The 11,658-nt window shown below is 37.2% G+C and carries 13 protein-coding genes; 4 read left to right on the top strand and 9 right to left on the bottom strand.

Annotated features, from left to right (window positions below):
* The first annotated feature begins 269 nt into the window (after window positions 1-269).
* Window positions 270-974, top strand: coding sequence for an N-acetylmuramoyl-L-alanine amidase (locus BUC45_RS07030; RefSeq protein ID WP_296971207.1), 705 nt, complete (start codon window positions 270-272; stop codon window positions 972-974).
* A gap of 129 nt (window positions 975-1,103) precedes the next feature.
* Entirely contained in the window at window positions 1,104-2,369 is a 1,266-nt protein-coding gene (hisD, locus tag BUC45_RS07025; protein ID WP_296971206.1) for a histidinol dehydrogenase, read from the top strand.
* A gap of 9 nt (window positions 2,370-2,378) precedes the next feature.
* On the opposite strand, the gene BUC45_RS07020 is transcribed toward hisD, so the two are convergent.
* The 3 genes from BUC45_RS07020 to BUC45_RS07010 all read right to left on the bottom strand — a co-directional run bounded on the left by BUC45_RS07020 (window position 2,379) and on the right by BUC45_RS07010 (window position 4,781).
* Entirely contained in the window at window positions 2,379-3,062 is a 684-nt protein-coding gene (locus BUC45_RS07020) for a TIGR00266 family protein (RefSeq protein WP_296971205.1), read from the bottom strand.
* 307 nt (window positions 3,063-3,369) lie between these two features.
* Entirely contained in the window at window positions 3,370-4,278 is a 909-nt protein-coding gene (locus BUC45_RS07015) for an RsiV family protein (protein ID WP_296971204.1), read from the bottom strand.
* On the bottom strand, window positions 4,275-4,781 hold the full coding sequence (locus BUC45_RS07010; RefSeq protein WP_366749913.1) for a sigma-70 family RNA polymerase sigma factor: 507 nt from the start codon (window positions 4,779-4,781) through the stop codon (window positions 4,275-4,277). The genes BUC45_RS07015 and BUC45_RS07010 overlap by 4 nt, the downstream gene beginning before the upstream one ends.
* 165 nt (window positions 4,782-4,946) lie before the next feature.
* On the opposite strand from BUC45_RS07010, the gene BUC45_RS07005 reads away from it, so the two are divergent.
* Complete coding sequence (locus BUC45_RS07005; protein WP_296971202.1) at window positions 4,947-5,477, top strand: hypothetical protein; 531 nt, start codon at window positions 4,947-4,949, stop codon at window positions 5,475-5,477.
* A 2-nt stretch (window positions 5,478-5,479) separates the two neighbouring features.
* Here the strand turns inward: BUC45_RS07005 and BUC45_RS07000 are convergent, their stop codons facing one another.
* Window positions 5,480-6,595: an acyltransferase gene (locus tag BUC45_RS07000; RefSeq protein ID WP_296971201.1), complete on the bottom strand. Its 1,116-nt coding sequence runs from the start codon at window positions 6,593-6,595 to the stop codon at window positions 5,480-5,482.
* Between the two features lie 14 nt (window positions 6,596-6,609).
* Window positions 6,610-7,254 (bottom strand): thiamine diphosphokinase, encoded by a 645-nt coding sequence (locus BUC45_RS06995; protein WP_296971200.1) that lies wholly within the window; start codon window positions 7,252-7,254, stop codon window positions 6,610-6,612.
* A 241-nt stretch (window positions 7,255-7,495) separates the two neighbouring features.
* Between BUC45_RS06995 and BUC45_RS06990 the strand changes: the two genes are divergently transcribed.
* Window positions 7,496-7,720, top strand: coding sequence for a NifU family protein (locus BUC45_RS06990; protein ID WP_013778078.1), 225 nt, complete (start codon window positions 7,496-7,498; stop codon window positions 7,718-7,720).
* A 188-nt stretch (window positions 7,721-7,908) separates the two neighbouring features.
* Here the strand turns inward: BUC45_RS06990 and cobC are convergent, their stop codons facing one another.
* The 4 genes from cobC to cobD all read right to left on the bottom strand — a co-directional run bounded on the left by cobC (window position 7,909) and on the right by cobD (window position 11,644).
* Window positions 7,909-8,562, bottom strand: a complete 654-nt coding sequence (cobC, locus tag BUC45_RS06985; RefSeq protein WP_296971199.1) for an alpha-ribazole phosphatase — start codon at window positions 8,560-8,562, stop codon at window positions 7,909-7,911.
* Window positions 8,549-9,286 (bottom strand): adenosylcobinamide-GDP ribazoletransferase, encoded by a 738-nt coding sequence (gene cobS, locus BUC45_RS06980; protein ID WP_296971197.1) that lies wholly within the window; start codon window positions 9,284-9,286, stop codon window positions 8,549-8,551. Before cobS ends, cobC begins: the two co-directional genes overlap by 14 nt.
* 303 nt (window positions 9,287-9,589) lie before the next feature.
* Window positions 9,590-10,540 (bottom strand): adenosylcobinamide-phosphate synthase CbiB, encoded by a 951-nt coding sequence (gene cbiB / locus BUC45_RS06975; RefSeq protein WP_013778075.1) that lies wholly within the window; start codon window positions 10,538-10,540, stop codon window positions 9,590-9,592.
* An 18-nt stretch (window positions 10,541-10,558) separates the two neighbouring features.
* Complete coding sequence (cobD, locus tag BUC45_RS06970) at window positions 10,559-11,644, bottom strand: threonine-phosphate decarboxylase CobD (protein WP_296971196.1); 1,086 nt, start codon at window positions 11,642-11,644, stop codon at window positions 10,559-10,561.
* Window positions 11,645-11,658: the final 14 nt, after the last annotated feature.

Genomic DNA, 11,658 nt, shown 5'->3' with positions numbered 1-11,658 from the left:
TTTTACCCATTATTGGCAAATATAACAATACCTCATTTTTCTGTTTTAATACACATCTAAATTTTCATAATATTTGACTGCAATTTATATATATTTAAAATTAGCTTTGCTATTATTTTAAATATTTCTTTCAGCAGCTATTCAATACTTCTAAATTTATAATATTTGAATAAAAATTTAACGGTAGGGTTTTTATAGTATAATCGGGAATAAGCTAAATAGTTGTTTTTAAAAAATAGATAACAAAGAAATAAAGGTGGGTGAATCACTTGTTTGCAAACCAAAAGTTTCGTGTCGCAACACTTATTTTTGTCATTATTATCATGGGGCTTAGCTACAATATTTTTATAACACGATCATTGCCTGCATTTAAATTGTTCATTGCAGGTCAGACTGTAGCCATTGACCCGGGACATGGCACCATAGATAAAGGTGCGGTCCATGAGGAAACTGGAGTTACTGAAAGCCCCATAAATCTGGCAATTGCTCTGCAGCTTAAAGAACTCTTGAAAAAACAAAATTTTAATGTGGTTTTAACTCGTGACAAAGAAACTATGGAGAACCAGACTAATAGCAAAGACCTTCAGCGTCGGATAGACCTTGCAGTAAAAGCCAATGCGGATATTTTGGTGAGCATCCATGTAAACAAATTTCCCGAACCTCAATATTTTGGTGCCCAGTGTTTTTACAATCCCAGAAAACCTGAAAGCAAGTTACTGGCTTTGCTCATTCAGGAAGAGTTAAAAAAATTAGATTCGGAAAATATTAGAGAAGCCCTTCCTAAAGATTTATTTATACTAAGAGAAAGCCCCATGCCTGCTGTTTTGGTTGAAGTCGGTTTTTTATCAAACCCTCGAGACCGTGAAAGATTACAAGATTCTACATACCAGAAAAAGATTGCGCAATGTATTGAAAACGGCATTAATCGATATTTTGCAGGTGATTCTCCTACACAAACTCCTAAATATAATTGAAAATATTGTGCACACATGATATTCTTTTCATATAAAATAAATGAGCTTAGATATATAGTGCTGTAATACCAACCAAGCCAAGTTTGCGGCAGGGATTCTATGTATAAGAAGTTTCTAGGAGGAAAGCACATGAGCATAAAACCGATAAAACAGTCAAATTCTCAAACCAATTTTGAAGATAATCTGCAAGTTAGGGAAAAGGTATCAAACATCCTTTCTGAAATACGAAAAAAGGGTGATATAGCCTTATTTAACTTCTGTCAAAAATTTGACGGATTTGAAGGCGGCAATCTTAAAATATCATCCGAACAGATTCAATCCGCCTATAAAAATCTCGACCCTAAAGACATTCAAGCTATGAAAAAAGCTGCAGAACGGATTGAACAATTCGCTCAGTTTCAAAAGGAGTCAATATTACCTCGCGAAGTTGAATTATCTCCGGGTGTCACTCTCGGTCATCATATTCTTCCTATTTCTTCATCAGCCTCTTATGTGCCCGGCGGAAGATACCCTCTTCCATCTTCGGCATTGATGTCGATTATACCTGCCCGTGTAGCCGGAGTAAAAAGGATTGTAGCTTGCTCGCCGCCTGATCGTTCCAGTGGCACTATTCACCCTGCTACACTAGTAGCCATGGATATAGCCGGAGCTTGTGAGATATACTGCATGGGTGGTGCCCATGCCATCGGAGCATTGGCATTTGGTACGGAAAGCGTTGCTCCTGCCGATATTATCGTAGGCCCCGGAAATCAATGGGTAACCGAAGCAAAACGCCAGGTCAGCGGCAATGTCGGAATAGATTTCATCGCAGGGCCTAGTGAAGTACTGATAATAGCCGATGATACGGCAAATCCCGAATTCATAGCGGCTGACCTGTTGGCACAGTCAGAACATGATCCGCAAGCCAGAGGTATCCTAGTATCCACTGATGAGAAGCTTATTCAAAGTGTTTTAAAATACTTAGAAGGTTTTTTAGGACAACTTCCCACTGCCTCAGTAGCCCGCAAGGCTTGGGAAGATAATGGAGAAATTTTCCTTGTGGATTGTTTTGAGGAAGCTGCTCATTTATCCAACAAAATAGCGCCGGAACATCTGGAATTACATATGTCGAATCCCGATACCATAATTCCACAACTTAGCAATTACGGGTCTTTATTCATCGGTAATTGGGCTGCAGAAGTCTTTGGAGATTATGTTTCAGGAACTAATCATATTCTTCCTACTATGAGAGCAGCCAGGTATACCGGCGGTGTATGGGTGGGCACCTTCTTAAAGGTAGTAAGCTACCAGAAAATCACGAAGGAAGGAGCCCAAGAACTGGCACCGGTAGCATCAAAACTTGCCGAGCTCGAAGGACTCTACGCTCACAAACTGGCGGCTGATTTAAGGGGTTAAATTATGCGGTTATTTATCCGAACTGGGAATAAAAGGTATAATCCTTGATGCCAAATTACCAATGGGCATGGATTGCAGCCATATCTTTCCGGGACCTTTTAGAGTCGTTAAAAACAGGCCTTCTCCTCCAAAAACTACATTTGTAAAGCCCTTAACCGTTTCAATGTCAAAATTTACACTGGGTTCAAATATGGCTACATGCCCTGTATCTACTTTCATTTTTTCGCCGGGATCTAGTTGGTATTCCACCGCTTCGCCGTCTATTTCAAGAAAAACCCATCCCGGCCCTGTCACTCTTTGCAGTATAAAACCTTCGCCTCCAAAGAGGCCGGCACCTAATTTCTTCTTTAAATGTATTTCCAGTTTTACACTTCGCTCGGCACAAAGAAAAGAGGTTTTTTGACATATCAGGGATTCTCCTGTATCAAGATGAATTGGGACGATTTTTCCGGGAAAGGACGATGAAAAAGCTATGGTTCCTGAACTTTTATTGAGAGTATATGTGGTCATAAAAAGGCTCTCTCCTGCCAGTTTCCTTGCTATTCCTCCAAAAAGTCCACCTTCCATATTTGTTTTCATTTCAAACCCGTCACTCATCCACGACATACCACCGGATTCGGTAAAGATGCTTTCACCTTCATCTAGAGTAAAAATCACTACAGGTAATGTATCTCCTCGAAGCTCATATTTCACAAAATCACTCCTCGTCAGCCTTAATTACATTAATAATACCACACTAGAAAAAGCAGGTAAACATTCTTATACATAAACCATTATGAATGTGTACAATTTATTTGAGATAATTTAGTGCTCTCTTTGTTTAAAAAATATAATAAAAAACAAGAGCCTTGCACAATTATATATAAAATAGGCTCTTTGTCCGAGAATATCTTGACAGGTGAAAAGCTCTTGTTTTTTTAAATGGCATAGCCGAAATTATTTTAGGCTTTTACAGTCCTAAACCTATTTGTAACCACATTATATTTTTACTTAATACCGGCTATTTAATATACTCATTGCTTACCAAGATATCTGATATTATCTCTGTTGGTATAACAAATTCTTGAATTCCCATACATCCGGGGGCTACATCATATTTGTCAAAGCAAATAACGAGTTTGCCATCACTGTTGATATAGAAATTTTGTTCCTTTGATATTTTTTCAAACAATTCTACAAGGCCTTCATCTTCAACACCTTCGACCCAGTAAATCATACTATCATCAGCCTCATGCCGACTCTTCATTTGCTCCTTGATATTCTCGCTTATAATATCGACATAGCTATCATCTTTAAATAAACTTGGCAGGGTTATTAAAACTTCATTTTTCTTATCTATGGTATCGTATTTAAAGGTTGTTGATGACGATCCTACTATGTTTACAACATAACGGCCTATGGATAGAATCCTGTCAGTATCTGTTTTTACAACATATCCGCTGTCTACACCTAGATGCCCTCCACCATTTTGCTTCATATCTTCCATATCAGCTATAAATTGCTCATATAATTTTTCATTTTCCTTAAGATACTTCTCATTTAAGCTGCTTTGCAATTTTCCATCTTTTAAACCACTGATTTCAGGCACCTTTATGTTGGCATTAAATGTGCCATCATCTACGGTATACTCCCTAAAAGTAAGCACCTTCACAATACTGCTGACAATAGGGACTTTTGAAAGGGTTTTGGCAAAAGCAGGACTCATATTAACACCAATTGTAAGCACAGCTACACAAGCTGCTGTAGATGCTGCCACGACAGCGGCTTTCCTCAATCTCCCTTTTGCCGCCATAGTAGTACTATTTGAACGGCTCTCCTTTAAGGCTTTTTTAACTACAAAGTCAAGCTCTTGTGGAATAGGAATATCCATATATTCTTTTTTTAGTTTCTCTAAACTATTGTTTTTCATTTTGAAACCTCCCAATTTTCATCATTCATTTTAATGCGCAGTTTTTTAAGACCTGCATACAAGCGAGTTTTTACAGTGTTTACATTTTCATTTAAGATTTCGGCAATCTCTTGCAGCTTTAAGTCTTCAAAATATCGCAAAATGATTATGCTGCGGTAATTTGGCGGTAAATCATCTAATGCAGCCTTTAAATCAAAATCTTCGTAACTGTCATATTCGCTTTCATCATTGGCAGATAAAAAGACTTCACTAACTACAATCTCCTTCTTTCTCTTTCGCAAAAAGTCTAGCGAAGTGTTTACTACAATCCTATAAAACCAAGTCTTTATGTAACTTGGATTTTTCAATGAGTCTAACGATGAAAAAGCTTTATATATGGACTCTTGAATAATATCTAACGCATCGTCAGCGTTTCTAACATAACTATAAGCCAGTCTGTAATACCTGTCTTTAAATTCAATTACATGTTCTGCAATTTGTTCTTCCAAGTCGGTTTTACTCATTCGCGCGAGTTTCTCCTCTCTTTTTTTCAAGATACGTATCTCGTTTTGGTCTACACTATATAGACGGCTACATCAAGTAAAAAGTTTTAACCATTCTTGAACCATTAATTACCTACTCGAATATACTGAATGTATCTAAAGTTTTTCTCAGGGAGGATCAAAAGTATGAATATTGCCGTATCTGTGTCGGCACAAGGATATGGAAACGAAGCAGCTTTTGACTACCGGGCAGAAATGACAGGCCATTTAATAATTAAGCCCAGTACAGGGCACGAGTTTCTAAATATGCTGGCTGATTTATGCCAATATCAGAAATCCATATATTTGCTAAAAATCTTCAGCCATTCTTATCCTCGCGGTATTATCATGTCTAACTGGAGCGGGTTTTATGACGAACCAGGACCTAGTGATACAAAAAGAGCCGCTTATTTAAGCGACTTAGCCGATAGAATCTATAAAGGAGAAATCCGATTTATTACCGATTCACAAATTTTATTATTTGGATGTGATTTAGGAAGTTTTTCTCAAAAACTTTCTTCTGTTACCGGAGGTATCGTGGTAGGTGCTGATGGAGGCACTTACCCTGAAATTTGGGGCAATCGAGAAACAGGTGTATTCGTAACCACCGGTAATTGGCTCGTATATAAAAATGGCAGCCTTGCGTATAATGCAGGCAAGCGGTATAGAGCATGGTAAATTTATTTCTTCTTGCTTAAACCTAATAGAAGCATTCTAAATGGCGTCCTATCTACAATATAGCAGAAGATATATGAACATACTGTTGTAAGAACAAATACTAAAATCAGCTGAAAAACGCGCGTTGTATATGTTCCATAAAATTTACCGACAACTTTTTTTACTACTGTTAAAATTTGAGGATGTACAAAGAAAATACCATATGAATACCGTGATATGCTGTTAAAAAGCGTTGCAAGTTTATCCTGCTTCATTAATTTTTGGGCAAGAAGATATATTGCGGGTATCGCCGCCATTGAATTAATCAAAACTGTAGGCCTCATAGAAGTATATGCTTCAAGATGTGATTGTCCGTATTTTATAAATCCAAGGTATGCTTCTATTATGACTAAGAATGTGGTTATGACATATAATAATGCGGTTAGTAATTTATTCAAATGTATTTCTTTTGCAATACTCCAGTTTTGAGCTACAACCCCGCCAAGAATAAAATAAAAATACCACCCTACAAAATTTACAGAATAGTATTTCTGAAGCCAGTCGATTATGTGTATTCCGCTCATGGTCATAAAAAAACGGCAATATGTAATTATAGAAAAATATAGCAAGAAATTTACCGCTATAAATTGCAGGGGTTTCCTTATTCTTGCCATCAGACTTAGAAGAACAGGAAATATAAAATATAATTGTACGATCATCAATACAAACCATATTGGTGTATGTATATTTTCTTTAAATGTCCAATTGATATATGATAAAAGTGCTTCTTTAAAGGGTAAACCGATAAAAGAAAAGGATGGATTGAACACATCCCTTAAAATCATGTACACGAAACTCCAGACAAGATATGGAACAAATACAGTTTTAAATCTCCTTAAGTAAAAATCCTTCAAGTCAAGTTTCTTCTGACCGTATCCGTAGAAAAGCCCAAAACCCGAAACAAAAACAAATAAAGGCAGACAAATTCGCGACCATTGATTTAATATAAGCCCCAGATGAAAAGCATTGCTGTTTACCGGACTGTATGCCACATAAGCCGCCGTAACATGGAGCACTAATACCATTAAGATAGCTGCTGCTCGCATAAAGTCCAATTCAACTACCCTAGACTTAGCCATATTTCTCCTCCGTTCTAAAGATCGTCTTTTGTACACTTCACTGCCAACAGCAACCCCTGCTCTATTTCAACTTTGGCGGCACTTCCCAAAAATACATTGCTGATTCCGCGTGCCGGTCCCATGAGAAGTGTTTCGCCTTTTAGCGGGTAGTATAATCCCTCGGTCGTAACACCCGTTACTTTAGGAGTTATCGGAACAAGGGATAAGATATCCCCCTCTTTTCCCTCTATTTCAACAGGTTCATCTATTAAAAACATTTCCCAGTTTCCGTCTGCCAGTTTCAGCTCAAGCCCCTGTTGCTTAAAGCTTACCATCAAAAATATATTGGCAAGGCTGTGATCCGGCCGATTGCCAAGGCCGCCCAAGAGTAAAGCTTCATCGGCGCCAAGTTTTAAAGCCTCACATACAGCTAATTCTGTATCAGTAAAGTCTTTTTCCGAAGGAAAGTTTTGCTTTTTAACGCCCCATTTTTGCACTTTTTCCATATCAGCGGGACTAATTGAGTCCATATCTCCTACCAATAAATCCGGTACAACCCCCATGTTAAAAGCATGGCGGGCACCACTGTCGGCACATATAACTATACTACAACAGCTTAAATATTTCTTGACTTTTTCATAGTTTTCAATATCTCCACCACCAAAAATAACTGCCTTCATGATAATCCTCCATAAACATATGCCAAAACTTTTATAATTAATTATATCATTTATCAACTCACAGTGGAAAGGCCTTTTATCATGCTAAAGGAATATATTGTGTTTATTCTCTGCAATCACAAAAAACATGTGATATTGATAAAACAAATTGGAAGTTGTATTTTTTCATTGAATACTAAAATATTATCTGATATAATGGGAATGATTTTAAATAAGATGAAGTTGAAGGGAGTTGTATCTTTTGAAAGAAAAGGTAGAAGTTGTTTTAAATAAAATTCGTCCGTCCTTGCAGGCTGATGGCGGAGATGTAGAATTGGTCGATGTAGATGAAGTTGCCGGTATAGTTAAAGTAAGGCTTACCGGTGCATGCGGCGGATGCCCGTTTGCAACCATGACCTTGAAAAACGGTATTGAAGAGGCATTAAAAGAAGAAATACCGGAAGTCAAAGAAGTGCAGCAGGTTTAAGTTTTATTGATTTGTTAGCAATGCTGATAAACCTTTTGCAATTTACTCGCATTAAACAGGGAAAGTTAAAGTGGCCATTGCATAATGCATAAAAGCCCGAATAAAACCTAAAGCCATGCAATTAATATAGCGAAAAACTATCTTATATGCATGGCTTTTATTTATATATAGGTCTTACGACAACCCCTTTAATTTCTTTTATTATCCAAGTGGTATGTGTCATTTACAGTAACGATAAAGGCATCGCTGTCCGAAAGCTCTTTTAGACCGTCATACTCGATGACGGTAAGCGAGGTATTGCTTATTTTAAATTTCCAGAAAAAACTCTGCTTGAGATTTAATAGAACTGAAAGTACTGCTCTGATTGGACCTGCGTGGCTTACTACAAGTATCCGGCCATCAGGATAAGCCTTTGCTGCTTTCATTAAAAACCTTGAAACCCTTTCACATAGCTGTGATAATGTTTCTCCTTCCGGGGGTTTCTCATAATAGGGATTATCAATCCAGCTTCGATATTCCTGCGGCCATTTCTGCAATATATCCTCATAGGTAAGGCCTTCCCAAATTCCAAAGCTCAGTTCTCGCATTAGTTCGGTCGGTATCACTTCAATATTGTGTTGCTCTGCTATGATTTTAGCGGTTTCCATTGTTCTGCCAAGGTCGCTGGCATATGCCACATCCAATTTCTCATGCTTAAGTCTGTCCGAAAGTAACTCTGCTTGAATCTTACCTTCATCAGTCAGCGGAATATCTGATTGTCCTTGATATTTGCGCTGCTTATTCCAAATGGTTTCACCATGTCTTACCAGAAAAAATCTCGCCAAAATATCACCTAATTCCATAAGATAGTATGATAAACATTAGTAAAGCTATTATCTCACAAAACTCATTTGTCGCACCATATGTATCTCCGGTCATACCTCCAAACTGCCTTGTAAGATATAAAATAAAAAGCAAGCCTGCCATAAAGACTCCTATAATCACAATCAGGCTCTTCAAGCCCAACATTATGTACATAATGGTTATTGTTGCAATGCTTGCTATTATAAATGCCGAATTTTTTTGGCTTGTAAATGCTTTTCCCAAACCTTTTTCCCGTATATAGGGATAAAAAACAATAGAAAAAGTCATCATCCAACGACTTAAAACCGGAAAACCAATTAGCGATTGCATCAAATAAGCCTGAGGCAAAGAAGCAACAAAGACATATTTTAGCAATATTACCGAAACAATGCCTATAACTCCGTAAGCTCCAATACGACTGTCTTTCATCACAGCAAGCTTCTTTTCGCGATCACCATAGCAAAAAAGCGCATCCATCGTATCGGCAAATCCGTCTAAGTGCATACCACCGGTTATAATAATACTTATAACCACTATAAGCCCTGCTACAACTTCATGTGGTAATACCTTTTGCCCTAATATGTATATCAAACTCAAAATTCCTCCGATGACCGCACCTGCACATGGAAAAAAGGGTAAGGATGATCCAATCTTGCCTTCATCCAATTCTATCTGTGGAAAGGGTATGCGTGTTAGAAATAAAATTGCTACATAAAATCCCATATCTGTAAAACGGCTCTCCTTTCAAATAATCTGACTTCTTCCTTTTTGCGCCTAATATCAGCTGGCATTTATATGGTGTTTACAAATAATTCTGCATCTTGTCAAGTGCCCGCCAGGCTGTGTGAAAATGCATTTTTTATTAGTTCTTGTCATTGTTATGAAAGCTCCATTTTATTGTCATCCTGAAGGCTTTGCTTAAAAGATCTTGTTAAGATTCCTCTGTCGCTTTGCTCCCTCGGAATGGCGAAAAATGCTTTCGTTATAATAAATGTCTTGCATATGCATAAATTAATCTCAGAACTGTTAAATAATATCAAGTATTATTTCCCCTATAATCAATGCAATAATTGCCGTAATAAAACTTAACTTCACTGTGGTTTTTATATCCTCAGCCTCAATTTCTCTTAGTTTTTCACCCATGTATTCCCTAAAACTCATCTCACCGCCATAGGAATTCCACCCACCGAGCCGAATTCCGAGCACCCCTGCAGTTATGGCTTCAGGAATACCGCTGTTAGGACTTTTATGTTTTTTTGCATCTGCAAGAACAGTTTTTATTCCCCTCTTAATATCGAGCCTTATCACAGTTGCGGCCATCAGCATTAAAATACCACCTATTCTGGCGGGGATAAAGTTTGCTAAATCATCCATATGGGCCGAAAACCATCCTAAGAATTCATATTTTTCATTCTTATATCCAACCATGGAATCTAGCGTGTTTACAGCTTTATAAGCCATAGCTAAAGGTGCTCCTCCAATAAATGCATATAGCAATGGAGATATAATCCCATCTATTGTATTTTCTGCCACTGTCTCAATGGTTGCACGACATATTTCATTTACAGGCATATCGGCTGTATCTCTGCCAACTATGAATGAAAGACGTTTACGGGCACTGCCTATATTGCTTTTCCTTATTTCATGGTATATGCCCATAGCCTCGTCTGCTAAGTTGCGAACGGATAAAGTGGTATATATAAGCCATATGTTAGTCACATACCCAAACCATGGATTAAATTTGTAGGTTGTTTTAATTATACAGTAAGTTGCTATATATACCAACAAAACAGTAGCAAACCAGAGGATTACTCCTGCAGTTTTAAGACCTCTTGAAGTCTTAAACAATTTTCTAAGGTTTTTTTCAAAACTATCTATTAGTTTTCCTATTATTACTACCGGATGTGTCGGCCTTACCGGATCACCAAGAATCATATCTAATAAAAATGCTAATAAAATAATTATACTCATACTCATGAATTTACCCTTCTTAATTTACGGATTCATTATTTCTTTCAATGCTGAAATAAGAACATCGTTATCTTCTCGGCTTTTTACTGCCACCCTGAAAAAACTGTCATCTAAAAACATGTAATTTGAGCAGTCACGTATTAAAATCCCTTTTTTCTTAAGTTTTTCAGCTAATGTGGATACTTTTTCATCTTTGGTTATTTTAACAAAAACAAAGTTTGCTTCAGGAAATAATGGTTCAAGGCCTGGTATGTCTTTTAAATTTCCCCAAAGCCTTCTTTTTTCTAGCAAAATATATTGGCGGGTCCTATCTATGTATGGTTTATCGCTCATTACTTTGCTTCCAACAAATCCTGCAAAAGTATTAATATTCCATGGATCTTTTAAATCATAAAATCTTTTTATAAGTTTTTGATTTGCTAATACAAAACCCAAACGCAGGCCGGCCAATGCAAAGAACTTAGTGACAGATTTTAGGATAATTAAGTTATCATGTTCTTCAATATAACTTACCATACTCTCATCTTTATCGACAAAATCCATAAAAGCCTCATCAAGCATAAGGTAAGATTTTTTATTTTGTAATTCCCGCAGTATTACCGCTAAATCTTCTTTTCGAACGAGTTTGCCTGTGGGATTATTAGGATTGCATATAATAAACAAGGAATTTTGGGTTATCTTGCCTTTTATATTATCAAATAATTCTAGGTCAAACCTGAAGTCATTTGTTCTCATATTTACAAATACCGTTTCAATATTTCTGCTCTCACACGATAGGGCATATTCTGAAAAGGTAGGTGAAGGAATTATTGTTTTAGATGGTCTTAAGGCTTCAAGAACTATATTTATAATTTCCACAGAACCGTTGCCCGGCATCAGATTTTTGGGGCTGGTATTATAGTAGCTCGCTGCTGCTTCCTTTAATTCATTTTGCTCTACATCCGGATAATATATGATATCCTTTATATGCTCCATAATAATTTCTTCCACTATTGGTGCAAACCCCAACGGGTTGATATTGGCGCTAAAGTCCAGTATCTGCTCATAAGGTATATTAAGTTCCTTCGCTGCCTTATATACATTTCCTCCGTGTATCGGTTTTTCCTGCATTTTCTTCTCTCCTA

This window comes from Tepidanaerobacter sp. EBM-38, from assembly GCA_001896545.1.
Lineage (GTDB): Bacteria > Bacillota > Thermosediminibacteria > Thermosediminibacterales > Tepidanaerobacteraceae > Tepidanaerobacter.
Note: the sequence above shows the minus strand (reverse complement) of the source record. Positions and strands in the feature narration are given on the sequence as shown.

Bases quoted from the DNA above. Each gene is read 5' to 3' on its own strand.
- hisD (WP_296971206.1), top strand. From the start codon at position 1,104: ATGAGCATAAAACCGATAAAACAGTCAAATTCTCAAACCAATTTTGAA.
- BUC45_RS07015 (WP_296971204.1), bottom strand. From the start codon at position 4,278: ATGAAAAACAATAGTTTAGAGAAACTAAAAAAAGAATATATGGATATT.
- BUC45_RS07010 (WP_366749913.1), bottom strand. From the start codon at position 4,781: ATGAGTAAAACCGACTTGGAAGAACAAATTGCAGAACATGTAATTGAA.
- BUC45_RS07005 (WP_296971202.1), top strand. From the start codon at position 4,947: ATGAATATTGCCGTATCTGTGTCGGCACAAGGATATGGAAACGAAGCA.
- BUC45_RS07000 (WP_296971201.1), bottom strand. From the start codon at position 6,595: ATGGCTAAGTCTAGGGTAGTTGAATTGGACTTTATGCGAGCAGCAGCT.
- BUC45_RS06995 (WP_296971200.1), bottom strand. From the start codon at position 7,254: ATGAAGGCAGTTATTTTTGGTGGTGGAGATATTGAAAACTATGAAAAA.
- cobC (WP_296971199.1), bottom strand. From the start codon at position 8,562: ATGGAATTAGGTGATATTTTGGCGAGATTTTTTCTGGTAAGACATGGT.
- cobS (WP_296971197.1), bottom strand. From the start codon at position 9,286: ATGGGATTTTATGTAGCAATTTTATTTCTAACACGCATACCCTTTCCA.
- cbiB (WP_013778075.1), bottom strand. From the start codon at position 10,540: ATGAGTATGAGTATAATTATTTTATTAGCATTTTTATTAGATATGATT.
- cobD (WP_296971196.1), bottom strand. From the start codon at position 11,644: ATGCAGGAAAAACCGATACACGGAGGAAATGTATATAAGGCAGCGAAG.